The sequence below is a fragment of the Rahnella sp. RcJ3 genome (genome assembly GCF_009498575.1).
Lineage (GTDB): Bacteria > Pseudomonadota > Gammaproteobacteria > Enterobacterales > Enterobacteriaceae > Rahnella > Rahnella aceris.
Genome location: NZ_QSNX01000022.1, coordinates 11,771 through 27,774, shown reverse-complemented (window position 1 = coordinate 27,774; position 16,004 = coordinate 11,771). Strand labels below are relative to the sequence as shown.

Sequence of the window (16,004 nt, the reverse complement as noted above, 5' to 3'; positions counted from 1 at the left end):
ATTATTGATTAGAGGAACGGCGCAAACGTCTTTTAACCCGTTTAATAAACCGCGCCACGCGCCAGGCGTGCTTGATGCAAATGCCGTACACCAGGAAGGCAACGAAGAATAAAGCCAGCATTATCCATTCGGGAACAAAACTCAGATGTTCGCCCACCACGCCAATCCCCGCCAGAATGGCGGCAGCGACGGTAATTAAGACGAAAGCCTGGCGAGAAGTAAAACCTGCACGCATGATCAAATGATGAATGTGCTGACGATCCGCTGAGAACGGGCTCATTCCTTTGCGAAGGCGTCGGTACATGATGGCAACCATGTCCATCAGGGGAATAGCGATAAGCCAAAGTGCCGTCACCGGATTCATCGGATGAGATTCACCTTGCGTACTTTGCAGGAGGATCCAGATGACAGTAAACCCTATCAGCGTGCTGCCAGCGTCACCCATAAAGACTTTGTAACGGGGCCCTAAAACACCCAGATTGAGTAAAATATAGGGGATGATCGCGGCAATCATCGCGAAGCACCAGAACGCGAGTTCCATGTGTCCGCTGTCGTACATGATAATGCCTAACGAACCAAAGCTGACACAAGACAAGCCACCCAGTAAGCCATCAATACCGTCGACCATGTTGAAGGCATTAATAGCAGCCCAAACGGCAAACAGGGTGACAAGATAGCCAAACGGGCCTAATACCATTTCCCAGGGACCAATCAGATGTCCGAGGCTGCGAAGGGTGAGGTTAGCAAAACTCATCATCGCAACAGCGACCACAGCCTGAACCATCGCCCGGGTTTTGACACTGATATCGAAACGGTCATCCAGACCACCGACTAATACCAGTAGTCCGGCGCAGGCAAGGTAAAGATAGCCATGGGGGATGGTATAACTGGTGATCAGAAAGGCAAAGCAAACGCCAGCAAATACAGAGATCCCACCCACCAGTGGGATCAGTCCCTGGTGACGCTTACGAAAATTTGGCTTATCAACAAGTCCGATTTTATTCGCTACCTTCCGGGCAACGAATAAAAAGAGGAATGAAAATACGAAAACAACAGCTAGCTCAGTACTCATATTGAGTAAATTCACAGTTAAGAATTCTCTTCTGCAAAAATAAGGTGTGTGGAGTCGAAAGCATCATAAACCTCACAGCCTTAAATCATATCCTATGGTGGCAGTTATGGTTTTGTCTCGGGCAAGACCTTATCTGCTGCCATTTCTTGGGCAATCAACCGACAAAGTAAAGAAAGGGCACGTGGAAAACCATCAGCTATTATCCGAATAGTCTGACAATCTTCCCAAAGTAGCATTATGGTAGCCACCAAAAGCAAAAAACGCCACGACTGTGCGTGGCGTTGATCTGACGTTACACCAAATTACGAACGTTTCATCATGTCGAAGAAGTCGTCATTTGTCTTAGTCATTGCAAGCTTGTTGATGAGGAATTCCATCGCATCAATCTCACCCATCGGATGAATGATTTTACGCAGGATCCACATTTTTTGCAGTTCTTCAGAAGTGGTCAACAGCTCTTCTTTACGGGTACCAGAGCGGTTGTAGTCGATGGCAGGGAATACACGTTTTTCAGCGATTTTACGCGCCAGATGTAATTCCATGTTACCGGTACCTTTAAATTCTTCATAGATAACTTCATCCATTTTAGAACCGGTATCGACCAGCGCAGTAGCGATGATGGTCAGGCTGCCGCCCTCTTCCACGTTACGCGCAGCACCGAAGAAACGTTTTGGACGGTGCAAGGCGTTGGCGTCCACACCACCGGTCAGTACCTTGCCTGAAGCCGGTACCACGGTATTGTAAGCACGTGCCAGGCGGGTAATGGAGTCCAGCAGAATGATCACATCTTTCTTATGCTCAACCAGACGCTTCGCCTTCTCGATCACCATTTCGGCGACCTGAACGTGTCGGGATGCCGGTTCGTCAAAGGTGGAAGCGATAACTTCGCCTTTCACCAGACGCTGCATCTCGGTCACTTCTTCCGGACGTTCGTCAATCAGCAGAACCATCAGTACGCAATCAGGGTGGTTATACGCAATGCTGGTCGCGATGTTTTGCAGCAGCATGGTTTTACCGGCTTTCGGCGGCGCAACAATCAGACCACGTTGGCCACGGCCAATTGGAGACGCTAAGTCCAGTACGCGAGCGGTCAAATCTTCTGTTGAACCGTTACCCCGTTCCATACGCAGACGTGAATTTGCGTGCAGAGGGGTTAAGTTTTCAAACAGGATTTTGCTGCGGGCGTTTTCTGGTTTGTCGTAGTTAACTTCGTTAACTTTCAACAGGGCAAAATAACGTTCACCTTCTTTAGGTGGGCGGATTTTACCGGAAATGGTGTCGCCAGTACGAAGGTTGAAGCGGCGGATTTGGCTTGGAGATACGTAGATGTCGTCGGGGCCTGCGAGGTAGGAACTGTCTCCGGAGCGGAGGAAACCAAATCCATCCTGCAATATCTCCAGTACGCCATCACCGAAGATGTCTTCTCCGCTTTTCGCATGCTGCTTCAATATTGAAAAGATAATGTCTTGCTTGCGCATGCGGGCCTGGTTTTCCAGTCCCATATTTTCGCCGAGTGCAATCAGGTCAGAGACCGGCGTATTCTTTAATTCGGTAAGATTCATAATGGTGGGTTCTTAAACTCGGGGTATGTCTCGAACATCTGTCGTGAATGGGTATGGCAGGGTCATCCATGCCTGTTTATTGTATGACACTTAAATAACAGCCCGGAAATCCAGCCGCAGGTAGTCGCTCGCGGGCGATTCTTGAGGGATAATGCTGATATTGAAGGTGTCTTAAAGCCGATTTTGTCAAAACCGTTAGATGGTCAAGCACAGTGCCAGTTCAATTTAATTATTATTCAAAGAAACTTTATAGGCAGATGTTTTTGACACAACAGAGTAAAACGTAAGAATCAAACTACAGGTAAGCTCTATTTGCAGTAAGCGTAAACTTAGCACGCTTCTTGACAGGCGTCTAGCGGACAATGTGAAAAACACGACAGCCCGCTAAACACCTGGCTTGGGTCATCCCGACCGATTACAGATTAGCTGTTAAGAACTCTTTCAGCTGACCTTTCGACAGTGCGCCAACTTTAGTTGCTGCGACTTCGCCGCCTTTAAATAACAGCAGGGTAGGAATACCACGGATGCCGTATTTAGGTGCAGTACCTGGGTTTTCGTCGATATTCAGTTTCGCGATGGTCAGCTTGCCTTCGAACTCAGTGGCAATTTCATCCAGAATTGGAGCGATCATCTTACATGGTCCGCACCACTCTGCCCAAAAATCGACCAGCACCAGCCCTTCGGCTTTCAATACGTCGTTGTCGAAACTGTCATCGGTCAGGTGAATAATTTTATCGCTCATGTTTACTCCAAAGGATTATCTTTACCTTGTTGATGTAGCATTAACCAACATCAGGTTGACTTTATTTCACCGGATACGCTTTCGTAAAGCAATAGTTAGCTGATATTCTACCACACTATGAGCAAAACACACTTGACCGAACAGAAGTTTTCCGACTTCGCCCTGCACCCGCTGGCAGTAGAAGCCCTTGAAAAGAAAGGCTTCCATTACTGTACTCCTATTCAGGCATTGGCATTGCCAATCACGCTCGCTGGGCGTGATGTTGCAGGTCAGGCGCAAACCGGTACCGGCAAGACGCTGGCTTTTTTAGCGTCTACTTTCCATTATCTGCTTTCTCACCCTGCTGCGGAAGGTCGTCAGACTAACCAGCCGCGTGCCTTGATCATGGCACCTACGCGTGAACTCGCGGTGCAGATTCACTCCGACGCCGAAGCATTATCTGAATCTACCGGGCTGAAATTAGGTCTGGCGTATGGCGGCGACGGTTACGACAAACAGCTTAAAGTGCTGGAAAGCGGCGTGGACATCCTGATCGGAACCACCGGCCGTTTAATCGATTACACTAAACAGAACCACATCGACCTGGGCGCGATCCAGGTGGTGGTACTGGATGAAGCAGACCGTATGTTCGATCTGGGCTTCATCAAAGATATCCGCTGGTTGTTCCGCCGGATGCCTCCTGCTAATCAACGCCTGAACATGCTGTTCTCAGCAACGCTTTCCTATCGTGTGAAAGAACTGGCGTTCGAAAACATGAATAATGCCGAGTCGATTGAGATCGAACCGGAACAAAAAACGGGCCACCGTATTCAGGAAGAGCTGTTCTATCCTTCAAATGAAGAAAAAATGCGCCTGTTACAGACGCTGATTGAAGAAGAATGGCCGGATCGTTGCATTATTTTTGCAAACACCAAACACCGTTGTGAAGATGTCTGGGGCCATCTGGCTGCCGACGGACACCGCGTCGGTTTGCTGACCGGTGACGTCCCGCAGAAAAAACGCCTTCGCGTTCTGGAAGACTTCACTAAAGGCACGCTGGATATTCTGGTTGCGACCGACGTTGCTGCCCGTGGTTTGCACATTCCTGCCGTGACACACGTCTTTAACTATGACTTGCCTGACGACTGTGAAGACTACGTGCATCGCATTGGTCGTACCGGCCGTGCGGGTCTGAGTGGTCATTCCATCAGCCTGGCGTGTGAAGAATATGCCCTGAATCTGCCAGCGATTGAAACCTATACCGGCCACAGCATTCCGGTGAGTAAATACAACAGCGATGCGCTGTTAACTGATTTGCCTCCTGCAAAACGTCTTGCCCGCTCGCGCACCGGTAACGGCCCGCGCCGCAACAGTAATTCGTCTTCACGTCGCAGCAGTGCACCACGTAGCAACCGTAAACGTCCGGGCTGATAACCTATGTTAAGTTCCACCTCACTGTATGCAGCGATTGATCTGGGCTCTAACAGCTTTCACATGCTGGTTGTTCGTGAGGTGGCAGGCAGTATCCAGACCCTCGCCAGAATTAAGCGCAAAGTGCGTCTGGCAGCCGGTCTGGATAAACAAAACCTGCTTTCTCAGGAAGCGATGCAGCGTGGCTGGCAATGTCTGAAACTATTTTCTGAAAGATTGCAGGATATCCCGCGCGACCAAATTCGTGTGGTTGCCACCGCAACGCTGCGTCTTGCCAGCAATGCCGATGAGTTTCTGGGTAAAGCTCAGGCAATTCTCGGTTGCCCGATTCAGGTCATTACCGGTGAAGAAGAAGCACGTCTGATTTATCACGGCGTTGCTCACACCACGGGCGGGCCAGATAAACGTCTGGTGGTCGATATTGGTGGTGGCAGCACCGAACTGGTGACCGGCATTGGGGCTCAGGCCACCACGCTTTATAGCCTTTCGATGGGCTGCGTCACCTGGCTCGAGCAGTATTTTGCAGATCGAAATCTGGCAAAAGAAAACTTTGATCAGGCTGAACAGGCTGCGACCGACATGATCCTTCCTGTGGCACCTGAGCTGATTGCCAATGGCTGGCAGATTTGTGTCGGCGCTTCAGGTACCGTGCAAGCCTTGCAGGAAATCATGGTCGCTCAGGGCATGGATGAACGCATCACTCTGCCTAAACTTCAGCAGCTCAAACAGCGCGCCATTCAGTGCGGCAAGCTGGAAGAACTGGAGATTGAAGGTCTGACCCTTGAACGTGCGCTGGTTTTCCCGAGCGGACTGTCTATTCTGATCGCCATTTTCAAAACGCTGAACATCGAGATGATGACACTGGCGGGTGGTGCACTGCGTGAAGGTCTGGTTTACGGCATGCTGCATTTGCCGATCGAGCAGGATATCCGTCAGCGTACGCTGCGTAATCTGCAACGCCGTTATCTGCTGGATAACGAGCAGGCCGAGCGTGTGGCGCAACTGGCTGAGAACTTCTCGCTGCAGGTGGCTCAGGAATGGAAGCTGGATGCCCGTGCCCGTGAACTGCTCAACAGTGCCTGTCTGATCCACGAAATTGGTCTGAGTGTCGATTTCAAGAAAGCACCGCATCACGCAGCCTATCTGATCCGTCATCTGGATTTACCGGGTTTCACGCCGGCGCAGAAAAAACTGCTGGCGACGTTACTGCAAAACCAGAACAACATGCTCGATTTACCGTTGCTCAATGAGCAAAACGCCGTGCCGCCGCGTCAGGCACAACGTCTTTGTCGTATTCTGCGCCTGGCGATTATATTTGCCAGCCGTCGTCGCGACGACACACTGCCGGCTGTGCGTTTACGTGCTAATGATGATGAACTGAGTGTGATTGTGCCGCAGGGTTGGCTGGAACAGCATCCTTTGCGCGCTGAAGAATTAGAGCAGGAAAGCCACTGGCAAAGTTATGTCCACTGGCCGCTGTTTGTCGAAGAACAGTGATGAGCAGTTGTAAAACGTTAGAAAAGCAGAGACCTGATTCATCAGCCTCTGCTTTTTTAATGGCTCATGTTTAATGCCTAATTGCCGCCTTTCGCTTTCGCCAGTTGCTCGCGAATTTTCTCCAGATGGCTTTGCCCTTTCACCATGCGTTCCTGCGCACTTACCACTTTACGTTCGCTTTCCCAGGCCAGGTCATCCTGCGGTAACTCCAGCAGGAAGCGGCTCGGTTCCGGACGGATCAGCTCGCCGTACTGACGGCGTTCGCGACAGAGTGTAAACGTCAGCTCTTTTTGTGCCCGGGTAATCCCCACATAAGCCAGACGCCGCTCTTCATCCACGTTGTCTTCATCGATACTGCTCTGATGCGGCAGCAAACCTTCTTCCATACCGACCAGATACACATACGGGAACTCCAGCCCTTTCGAAGCATGCAGCGTCATCAGCTGAACCTGGTCCAGCTCTTCGTCGTTCTCACCGCGTTCCATCATGTCACGCAGCGTGAAGCGCGTGACCACCTGCGTGAGCGTCATTGGCTCATCCAGATCGGTACCCTCAAGCATTTCCGTCATCCAGCTGAACAGCTGATTAACGTTTTTCATGCGCATTTCAGCCGCTTTCGGGCTTGGCGAGGTTTCAAACAGCCAGCTTTCATAGTCAACGCCGTGGATCAAATCCCGGACAGCCGCAACCGGCTCACGTTCGGCCAGCTCAGAGATATTGCCCATCCAGTGCGTGAAACGTTGCAGGGATTCCAGCCCGCGTCCGGTCAGAGACTGGCTCAGTCCCATATCAAAACTGGCTTTGAACAGCCCTTTGTTGCGCTGATTGGCCCACTCCCCCAGTTTCTGCAGGGTGGCCGCGCCGATTTCACGACGTGGCGTGTTAACGATGCGCAGGAATGCGCTGTCGTCGTCCGGATTGGTCAGCACACGCAAATAGGCCAGCAGATCTTTAATCTCCGGTCGGGAGAAGAAGGACGTGCCGCCGGAAATCCGGTACGGGATGCGGTTTTGCATCAGCATTTTTTCAAACAAACGCGACTGGTGGTTACCACGGTACAAAATCGCGTAATCGCCATAAGCGGTTTTGTTGATGAAATGATGAGCAATTAGCTCACCGACCACCCGCTCGGATTCATGATCTTCATTATTCGCCGTCACGACCTTCAGCGTTTCGCCATAAGCCAATTCAGAGAACAAGCGCTTCTCGAACACATGTGGATTATTGGCAATCAGAATATTGGCGGCTTTCAGAATACGCTGGGTGGAACGGTAATTTTGCTCAAGTTTGATGACCTGTAACTGCGGGAAGTCTTCTTTCAGCAGCACCAGGTTTTGCGGTCGAGCACCGCGCCAGGAGTAAATCGACTGGTCATCGTCACCAACAACGGTGAAACGTGCGCGGTTGCCAACCAGCAATTTCACCATCATGTACTGGCTGGTGTTAGTGTCCTGATATTCATCGACCAGCAGATAACGCAACTTGTTCTGCCAGCGTTCACGCACTTCTTCATTACTTTGCAGCAGTAACGTAGGCAACAGGATCAGGTCATCGAAGTCGAGAATATTACACGCGCGCATATGATCGTGATAAAGGCTGTAGCAGTGCGCAAAGATTTGATCACGTTCAGATCGCGCCAGCCCGGCGGCATGCGAAGGATCAACCAGATCGTTTTTCCAGTTGGAGATCGTGGAAACCAGCTGCTGCAATAATGTTTTATCGTTCTCCAGCCATTTTTCGCTCAGCTCTTTCAGCAGCGCCAGCTGGTCCTGATCATCAAATAAAGAGAAGTTAGATTTCATCCCCAGGGCAGCAAATTCGCGTTTGATGATTTCCAGCCCGAGCGTGTGGAACGTTGCAATAAGCAAGCCCCGCGCTTCTTTGCGACCGAGGGTTTGTGCAACACGCTCTTTCATTTCACGCGCGGCTTTATTGGTAAAGGTGACAGCCGCAATGTGACGTGCCTGATAGCCACATTCACGGATCAGGTGTGCGATTTTATTGGTAATTACACGGGTTTTACCGGAGCCAGCCCCCGCCAGAACCAGGCAGGGTCCGGTGACGAATTCGACGGCGTGTTGTTGGCTGGGGTTTAATCGCATGGCGTATTTTTGCTCACCTGATAGACAAGGACGGCGATTGTAGCAGAAACATCGCCTGAGATTGACAGGCTTTAAGGCGCAATTTGTGATGTATGGAATGCAGGCCGGATTCCCCCCGCAGTGTTTCAGATGTTACATTACGCCTCTGGAAACACTCTCGCAAAAAGGTCTTATCATGGCAAAAACTGCCGCAGCAATGCATATCCTGGTAAAGGAAGAAGCACAGGCACTTGATCTTCTGGAACAACTGAAGAACGGTGGCGATTTTGAGAAACTGGCTAAAAAACATTCCACCTGTCCGTCAGGCAAGAAAGGCGGCCATTTAGGTGAATTCAAGCAAGGCGCAATGGTGCCAGCTTTCGATAAAGTGGTTTTCTCTGCGCCGCTGATCGAGCCACAGGGCCCGCTGCACACTCAGTTCGGTTACCACATCATTAAGATTTTGTACCGCAACTAAGTTCTGCCTCAGACAGAACCAAAAGAAAGGGCACCGCATTTTCATGCAGTGCCCTTTTTATTTCTATTTCATACCTGAGGGTTAATGAATTAACTCGCTACAGCAATGCGTTTCATGTCGGTCATATAGCCACGCAGGGTGCGGCCGATGGACTCAATCGGGTGATTGCGAATCGCTTCGTTAACATCGCGCAGCTGCGCGTTATCAACCTGAGTTTCGGCAACTGATTTGCCCAAATCGCCTGCCTGCAGAGTGGTCATGAACTCTTTCAGCAACGGTACAGCAGCGTTAGCGAACAGGTAGTTACCGTATTCAGCCGTATCGGAGATTACCACGTTCATTTCGTACAGACGCTTACGTGCAACGGTGTTGGCGATCAGCGGCAGTTCGTGCAGTGATTCGTAGTAAGCAGATTCTTCGATGATGCCGGAAGCTACCATGGTTTCGAAAGCCAGCTCAACACCTGCTTTCACCATCGCAATCATCACAACACCGTGGTCGAAGTATTCCTGCTCGGAGATTTTACCTTCGAACTGTGGCGCGTTTTCGAATGCAGTTGCGCCCGTCTCTTCACGCCATGTCAGCAGTTTCTTATCGTCGTTCGCCCAGTCAGCCATCATACCGCTGGAGAATTCGCCAGAGATGATGTCGTCCATATGTTTCTGGAACAGCGGCGCCATGATCTCTTTCAGTTGTTCGGACAGCGCATAAGCACGCAGCTTCGCCGGGTTAGACAGACGGTCCATCATCAGCGTGATGCCGCCTTGTTTCAGCGCTTCGGTGATGGTTTCCCAGCCGAACTGCAGCAGTTTTTCTGCGTAGGCTTCGTCAACCCCGTCAGCAACCAGTTTGTCGAAGCACAGCAGAGAACCCGCCTGCAACATGCCGCACAGGATAGTCTGCTCGCCCATCAGGTCAGATTTCACTTCGGCAACGAAGGAAGATTGCAGAACACCTGCACGATGGCCGCCGGTTGCTGCTGCCCAGGCTTTAGCGATCGCCATGCCTTCGCCTTTCGGGTCGTTTTCCGGGTGAACGGCGATCAGTGTTGGTACACCGAAACCACGTTTGTATTCTTCACGCACTTCGGTACCCGGGCATTTCGGTGCAACCATCACCACGGTGATGTCTTTGCGGATTTGCTCGCCCACTTCAACGATGTTGAAACCGTGGGAATAGCCCAGTGTTGCACCGTCTTTCATCAGAGGCTGAACCGCTTTCACTACCGCGCTGTGCTGTTTGTCTGGTGTCAGGTTAATAACCAGATCTGCCTGCGGGATCAGTTCTTCGTAAGTACCGACTTTAAAGCCGTTTTCGGTCGCTTTACGCCATGAAGCACGCTTCTCAGCAATCGCTTCTGCACGCAGGGTGTAGGACACATCCAGACCGGAATCACGCATGTTCAGCCCCTGGTTCAGGCCCTGTGCGCCACAGCCTACAATCACCACTTTTTTACCTTTGAGGTAGCTGGCTTCGTCCGCGAATTCATCGCGACCCATAAAGCGGCATTTGCCCAGTTGTGCCAGCTGCTGACGCAGGTTCAGTGTGTTGAAATAGTTAGCCATGTCTTGCTCCGTTCTATCGAGGTAAGTGCTGTTATTTTTTGTTTCACCGGTGAGCCGGTGAACGCCGTGAATTCACTATATGTCATGTGACACATTGCTTAAATTGATATATTACGAAGATGACGTTGCAAATTATGCAATATACTTAGCCTGTCATCTGTGAAACCAAAGAGCCGGATATTCTTTATGGACTTACGTGATCTGAAACTGTTTTTACATCTGGCGGAAAGTCGCCATTTTGGCCGTTCGTCGAAGGCGATGCATGTCAGCCCATCCACGTTGTCACGCCAGATCCAGCGGCTGGAAGAAGAACTCGGCCAGCCGTTATTTCAGCGTGATAACCGCACCGTGCAACTGACCAGTGCCGGTGAACAACTCAAAAACTTTGCCCAGCAGACGCTGCTGCATTACCAGCAACTGCGCAGCGGGCTGGATCAGCATGGCCCGACGCTGAGCGGCGAACTGCACCTGTTCTGCTCGGTGACGGCCGCCTACAGCCATTTGCCGCCAATCCTTGACCGCTTCCGTGCGCAGCATCCGCTGGTCGAAATCAAACTCACCACCGGCGACGCTGCGGATGCGGTTGAAAAAGTCCAGTCCACCGAAGCGGATCTGGCGATTGCCGGACGTCCGGAAAGTTTGCCGGGCAGCGTCGATTTCACGCAGATCGGCGAAATCCCGATGATCCTGATTTCTCCTTCCCTGCCCTGCGCCGTCCGCACCCAGGTCAGTGAGCCGCATCCGGACTGGTCACAAATTCCCTTCATCCTGCCGGAACATGGCCCGGCGCGAAAACGCATTGACGTCTGGTTCAAACGCAACCGCCTGAGCAATCCGCTGATTTATGCCACGGTATCCGGCCACGAAGCCATTGTATCGATGGTCGCGCTCGGCTGCGGCATCGCGCTGATCCCGTCCGTAGTGGTCGATAACAGCCCGGAACCGGTGCGCAACCGTATTTCCATTCTGGATAACATCACGCTCGGCGCGCCGCTGGAACTGGGCGTCTGCGTGCAAAGAAAACGCCTTAGCGAGCCACTGATCGACGCGTTCTGGCAGTTGCTCTGAACGTTTACAGAATAAAAAAGGGGCACTTTTCAGATGCCCCGTTTAGTTTTAGCCCGCCAGGAAGAAGCGGAACGCCGGATTATCACTTTCGTTGTGACAGTCATAACCCAGCGCCGACAGGTTCTGCTCGAACTCCGGCTCTTCCTCGTTCAGCTCAAACGCGGCCAGCACACGACCGAAATCGGTACCGTGACTGCGGTAATGGAACAGCGAAATATTCCAGTGCGTGCCCAGCGTATGCAGGAATTTCAGCAAAGCCCCCGGAGATTCCGGGAATTCAAAGCTGTAAAGCCGCTCGCGCAGAGGTTTGGTCGGACGCCCGCCCACCATGTAACGCACATGAAGTTTCGCCATTTCATCGTCGGACAGATCCACAACCTGATAACCGTCGTGATTCAGTTCGTCGATAATTTCCTGACGCTCAGCGTGACCGCGCGTCAGACGCACGCCCACAAAAATGCAGGCGTTGTCGGCATCGGCATAACGGTAGTTGAACTCTGTCACCGAACGGCCACCCAGCAACTGGCAAAACTTCAGGAAACTGCCTTTGCGCTCAGGAATGGTCACCGCCAGCAGCGCTTCGCGTTGCTCGCCCAGCTCACAGCGTTCCGACACATAACGCAGACCGTGGAAATTCACGTTCGCGCCGGAAAGCACATGCGCCAGTCGTTCGCCCTGAATATTGTGCTGCTGCACGTATTTCTTCAGTCCTGCCAGCGCCAGCGCACCGGAAGGTTCAGCAATCGCACGCACGTCTTCGAACAAGTCTTTCACCGCGGCACAAATTGAATCGCTGTCGACGGTGATGACGTCATCAAGATATTCGCGACACAGGCGGAACGTTTCGTTGCCGATACGTTTCACCGCCACGCCTTCTGCGAACAAACCCACACGCGCTAGGTCGACCGGTTCACCGGCGTCCATTGCCGCGCGCAGACAGGCAGAATCTTCGGCTTCAACACCGATGACCTGAATCTGCGGCATCAGTTGTTTAATCAGCACGGCGACACCAGCGGCCAGACCGCCACCGCCGACAGGCACGAATACGCGGTCGAGATGCGCATCCTGTTGCAGCAACTCCATGGCCAGCGTGCCCTGCCCGGCAATCACCGCCGGATGATCAAATGGCGGCACAAAAGTCATGCCCTGTTCCTGCGACAGCGTGATCGCTTTGGCTTTCGCCTCATCGAAATTCGCGCCATGCAGCAACACTTCACCGCCAAAGTTACGCACGGCATCCACTTTGATATCCGCTGTGGCAACCGGCATCACAATCAGAGATTTGATGCCTTTTTTGGTCGCCGACAATGCAACGCCCTGCGCGTGATTTCCCGCGGACGCAGTGATAACACCACGCGCAGCCTGTTCTTCCGTCAGGCTGGCGATCATCGAATAGGCACCGCGCAGTTTAAAACTGTGGACGGCCTGACGATCCTCCCTCTTCACCAGAATGGTGTTACCCAACCGGGAAGAAATCTTTTCCATGACCTGCAAAGGCGTAACCTGTGCGACTTCATAAACCGGCGCACGCAGCACGGCACGCAGGTATTCTGCGCCGCACGGCTGGTCGGGTAGAGGTTGTGATACCGCCATGACTGTCAGCCTCCCAGCTTAGACTTGTCGCGCACTGCGCCTTTATCGGCACTGGTCGCCAGCAATGCGTAAGCACGCAGCGCAAGTGAAACCACACGTTCGCGGTTTTTCGGCGTCCAGGCTTTGTCGCCACGTGCCAGTTCAGCTTCGTGACGCGCCGCCAGTTCTGCCGCAGGCACATCCAGCACCATGCTACGGTTCGGAATGTCGATATCGATGATGTCGCCATCTTCCACCAACGCAATCAGGCCGCCGCTGCCCGCTTCCGGAGAAACGTGGCCGATAGACAGACCGGATGTGCCGCCGGAGAAACGACCATCGGTAATCAGCGCGCACTCTTTGCCGAGACCCATGGATTTCAGGTAAGTGGTCGGATACAGCATTTCCTGCATGCCCGGCCCGCCTTTCGGCCCTTCGTAACGAATCACAACAACGTCGCCGGAAACCACTTTGCCGCCAAGAATCGCTTCAACTGCGCTGTCCTGGCTTTCGTACACTTTTGCCGGACCACGGAAAGTCAGGTTGGATTTATCCACACCCGCCGTTTTAACGATACTGCCCGCTTCGGCGATGTTGCCGTAAAGCACGGCCAGACCACCGTCTTTGCTGAACGCATGCTCAAGCGAACGGATACAGCCATCGGCGCGGTCGTCATCCAATGTGTCCCAGCGGCAGTCTTGCGAGAACGCCTGCGTGGTGCGGATACCGGCCGGGCCCGCGCGGAACATTTTTTTCACGGCTTCGTCTTTGGTCAGCATGATGTCGTACTGATCCAGCGTCTGGTTCAGGGTCAGGCCGAGAATGTTTTTCACGTCGCGGTTCAGGAGATTGGCGCGATCCAGTTCACCCAGAATCGCCAGCACGCCACCGGCACGGTGAACGTCTTCCATGTGGTATTTCTGTGTGCTCGGCGCAACTTTACACAGGTGCGGGACTTTGCGTGACAGACGGTCGATGTCGGTCATGTCGAAGTCGATTTCGCCTTCCTGCGCGGCAGCCAGCAGGTGAAGAACGGTGTTAGTCGAGCCGCCCATCGCGATATCCAGGATCATGGCGTTTTCGAAAGCCGCTTTGCTGGCGATGTTGCGCGGCAATGCGCTTTCATCGTCTTTTTCATAATAACGTTTGGTCAGCTCAACGATGCGGCGACCGGCGTTAAGGAACAAATCGCGGCGATCGGCGTGCGTTGCCAGCAATGAACCGTTACCCGGCTGAGAAAGGCCCAGCGCTTCGGTCAGACAGTTCATGGAGTTGGCGGTAAACATACCGGAACAGGAGCCGCAGGTCGGACAGGCAGAACGTTCGATTTGTTCGCTGTCGGCATCACTGACGTTCGGGTTTGCGCCCTGAATCATCGCATCGACCAGGTCGAGTTTGATGATTTTGTCAGACAGTTTGGTTTTACCGGCTTCCATCGGACCACCGGAAACGAAGATCACCGGAATATTCAGGCGCAGTGACGCCATCAGCATTCCCGGGGTGATTTTGTCGCAGTTGGAAATACACACCATGGCATCAGCGCAGTGCGCGTTAACCATGTATTCCACCGAGTCAGCAATCAGTTCGCGTGAAGGCAATGAATACAGCATGCCGCCATGCCCCATGGCAATCCCGTCATCCACAGCGATAGTGTTGAATTCTTTCGCCACGCCGCCGGACGCTTCGATTTGCTCGGCAACCAGCTTACCCAAATCGCGCAGATGCACGTGGCCCGGCACGAACTGGGTGAATGAGTTGACGACGGCAATAATGGGCTTACCAAAATCGTTATCCGTCATGCCGGTAGCGCGCCATAATGCGCGGGCGCCAGCCATGTTGCGGCCGTGTGTCGTGGTGTGGGAACGGTACTTAGGCATGCTCTGTTCACTCCAAATCATTTCTGTTTAGCAGGCAGCGATATCGCCACCTGCTGAATTTCTTATTTACCCTGAATCATTCGGGTTGCACCAGGCAGCGAACGCGGAGGCGGCCTGAAGGATGACGGGTAAAATTATTGTGGGTTGATTGGATCCAGCCAACCCCATTTATCTTCGGTTTTGCCGGTGAACAGGCCGAAGAATGCATCCTGAATTTGTTTGGTCACCGGACCACGTTTACCGATACCGACCTGAATGCCGTCAACGCTGCGCACCGGGGTGATTTCTGCAGCGGTACCGGACATGAAGACTTCGTCTGCCAGATACAGGGATTCACGGGACAGAACTTGCTCACGCACTTCAAGACCCAGGTCTTTTGCCAGTTTAATAATAGCGTCACGGGTGATACCTGGCAGGGCAGAAGAGGTAAATGGCGGTGTGAACAGAATGCCTTCTTTCACTTCAAACAGGTTTTCGCCAGCGCCTTCAGACACATAGCCGTGAATGTCCAGCGCGATACCTTCCTGATAACCGTGACGACGTGCTTCGCTGCCGACCAGCAGGGAGGACAGGTAGTTACCACCGGCTTTCGCAGCGGTTGGAATGGTGTTTGCAGCAACGCGGTTCCATGAAGACACCATCGCGTCGATACCCTGCTCCAGCGCTTCTTCACCCAGATACGCGCCCCACGGGAAGGCGGCGATGATCACATCAGTTTTGTAGCCGTCCGGCGGATTAACGCCCATACCCACATCGCCGACAAACACCAGCGGACGGATATACGCGCTGACCAGATTGTTTTTGCGCAGGGTTTCGCGGCAAGCTTCCATCAGCTCGTCCACGCTCTGGGAAACAGGCATACGGTAAATTTTTGCGGAATCGCGCAGACGCTGCATATGTTCACGGTGACGGAATACGACCGGGCCTTTATGGGAGTCGTAGCAACGCACGCCTTCGAAAACGGAAGTGCCGTAATGCAGTGCGTGTGACATGACATGGACTTTAGCTTCTGCCCACGGAACCATCTCGCCGTTGAACCAAATGTAATCAGCTTTCTTCGTCATTCTCTCGTTCCTTTAC

12 protein-coding genes are annotated in these 16,004 nt (G+C 52.6%); 4 read left to right on the top strand and 8 right to left on the bottom strand.

Annotation, left to right across the window (positions count from 1 at the left end):
- Window position 1: 1 nt before the first annotated feature.
- From wecA to trxA, 3 genes are all read right to left on the bottom strand, one after another.
- Window positions 2-1,087 carry a UDP-N-acetylglucosamine--undecaprenyl-phosphate N-acetylglucosaminephosphotransferase gene (wecA, locus tag DXU84_RS21450; RefSeq protein ID WP_015690588.1) on the bottom strand — a complete coding sequence of 362 codons (1,086 nt, stop codon included), beginning with the start codon at window positions 1,085-1,087 and terminating at the stop codon, window positions 2-4.
- 287 nt (window positions 1,088-1,374) lie between these two features.
- Window positions 1,375-2,634 carry a transcription termination factor Rho gene (gene rho, locus DXU84_RS21445; protein ID WP_013577536.1) on the bottom strand — a complete coding sequence of 420 codons (1,260 nt, stop codon included), beginning with the start codon at window positions 2,632-2,634 and terminating at the stop codon, window positions 1,375-1,377.
- Window positions 2,635-3,049: 415 nt separating this feature from the next.
- A complete protein-coding gene (trxA, locus tag DXU84_RS21440) occupies window positions 3,050-3,376 on the bottom strand; it encodes a thioredoxin TrxA (RefSeq protein WP_013577537.1) in 327 nt (108 codons plus the stop codon).
- A 117-nt stretch (window positions 3,377-3,493) separates the two neighbouring features.
- Between trxA and rhlB the strand changes: the two genes are divergently transcribed.
- The gene (gene rhlB / locus DXU84_RS21435; RefSeq protein WP_013577538.1) at window positions 3,494-4,786 is read left to right on the top strand and encodes an ATP-dependent RNA helicase RhlB; all 1,293 of its coding nucleotides are present in this window, start codon (window positions 3,494-3,496) and stop codon (window positions 4,784-4,786) included.
- 6 nt (window positions 4,787-4,792) lie between these two features.
- Complete coding sequence (gene gppA, locus DXU84_RS21430; protein WP_013577539.1) at window positions 4,793-6,283, top strand: guanosine-5'-triphosphate,3'-diphosphate diphosphatase; 1,491 nt, start codon at window positions 4,793-4,795, stop codon at window positions 6,281-6,283.
- Between the two features lie 77 nt (window positions 6,284-6,360).
- Here gppA and rep read toward each other — a convergent pair whose 3' ends face one another.
- Window positions 6,361-8,385 (bottom strand): DNA helicase Rep, encoded by a 2,025-nt coding sequence (rep, locus tag DXU84_RS21425; RefSeq protein ID WP_013577540.1) that lies wholly within the window; start codon window positions 8,383-8,385, stop codon window positions 6,361-6,363.
- A 175-nt stretch (window positions 8,386-8,560) separates the two neighbouring features.
- Here rep and ppiC point away from each other — a divergent pair, with 175 nt between their 5' ends.
- Complete coding sequence (gene ppiC / locus DXU84_RS21420; protein ID WP_015690589.1) at window positions 8,561-8,842, top strand: peptidylprolyl isomerase PpiC; 282 nt, start codon at window positions 8,561-8,563, stop codon at window positions 8,840-8,842.
- Window positions 8,843-8,931: 89 nt separating this feature from the next.
- Here the strand turns inward: ppiC and ilvC are convergent, their stop codons facing one another.
- Window positions 8,932-10,407, bottom strand: coding sequence for a ketol-acid reductoisomerase (gene ilvC / locus DXU84_RS21415; RefSeq protein WP_013577542.1), 1,476 nt, complete (start codon window positions 10,405-10,407; stop codon window positions 8,932-8,934).
- Window positions 10,408-10,593: 186 nt separating this feature from the next.
- Here ilvC and ilvY point away from each other — a divergent pair, with 186 nt between their 5' ends.
- Complete coding sequence (ilvY, locus tag DXU84_RS21410) at window positions 10,594-11,475, top strand: HTH-type transcriptional activator IlvY (RefSeq protein WP_013577543.1); 882 nt, start codon at window positions 10,594-10,596, stop codon at window positions 11,473-11,475.
- 48 nt (window positions 11,476-11,523) lie between these two features.
- Here ilvY and ilvA read toward each other — a convergent pair whose 3' ends face one another.
- The 3 genes from ilvA to DXU84_RS21395 all read right to left on the bottom strand — a co-directional run bounded on the left by ilvA (window position 11,524) and on the right by DXU84_RS21395 (window position 15,988).
- Window positions 11,524-13,068, bottom strand: coding sequence for a threonine ammonia-lyase, biosynthetic (ilvA, locus tag DXU84_RS21405; protein ID WP_013577544.1), 1,545 nt, complete (start codon window positions 13,066-13,068; stop codon window positions 11,524-11,526).
- A gap of 5 nt (window positions 13,069-13,073) precedes the next feature.
- A complete protein-coding gene (gene ilvD / locus DXU84_RS21400; protein WP_013577545.1) occupies window positions 13,074-14,924 on the bottom strand; it encodes a dihydroxy-acid dehydratase in 1,851 nt (616 codons plus the stop codon).
- A 134-nt stretch (window positions 14,925-15,058) separates the two neighbouring features.
- The gene (locus DXU84_RS21395) at window positions 15,059-15,988 is read right to left on the bottom strand and encodes a branched-chain amino acid transaminase (protein ID WP_013577546.1); all 930 of its coding nucleotides are present in this window, start codon (window positions 15,986-15,988) and stop codon (window positions 15,059-15,061) included.
- Between the last annotated feature and the right edge of the window lie 16 nt (window positions 15,989-16,004).

Coding starts and splice junctions, on each gene's coding strand:
- ilvD (WP_013577545.1), bottom strand. CDS start 14,924: ATGCCTAAGTACCGTTCCCACACCACGACACACGGCCGCAACATGGCT.
- ilvA (WP_013577544.1), bottom strand. CDS start 13,068: ATGGCGGTATCACAACCTCTACCCGACCAGCCGTGCGGCGCAGAATAC.
- gppA (WP_013577539.1), top strand. CDS start 4,793: ATGTTAAGTTCCACCTCACTGTATGCAGCGATTGATCTGGGCTCTAAC.
- ilvY (WP_013577543.1), top strand. CDS start 10,594: ATGGACTTACGTGATCTGAAACTGTTTTTACATCTGGCGGAAAGTCGC.
- DXU84_RS21395 (WP_013577546.1), bottom strand. CDS start 15,988: ATGACGAAGAAAGCTGATTACATTTGGTTCAACGGCGAGATGGTTCCG.
- rho (WP_013577536.1), bottom strand. CDS start 2,634: ATGAATCTTACCGAATTAAAGAATACGCCGGTCTCTGACCTGATTGCA.
- trxA (WP_013577537.1), bottom strand. CDS start 3,376: ATGAGCGATAAAATTATTCACCTGACCGATGACAGTTTCGACAACGAC.
- ppiC (WP_015690589.1), top strand. CDS start 8,561: ATGGCAAAAACTGCCGCAGCAATGCATATCCTGGTAAAGGAAGAAGCA.
- ilvC (WP_013577542.1), bottom strand. CDS start 10,407: ATGGCTAACTATTTCAACACACTGAACCTGCGTCAGCAGCTGGCACAA.
- rhlB (WP_013577538.1), top strand. CDS start 3,494: ATGAGCAAAACACACTTGACCGAACAGAAGTTTTCCGACTTCGCCCTG.
- rep (WP_013577540.1), bottom strand. CDS start 8,385: ATGCGATTAAACCCCAGCCAACAACACGCCGTCGAATTCGTCACCGGA.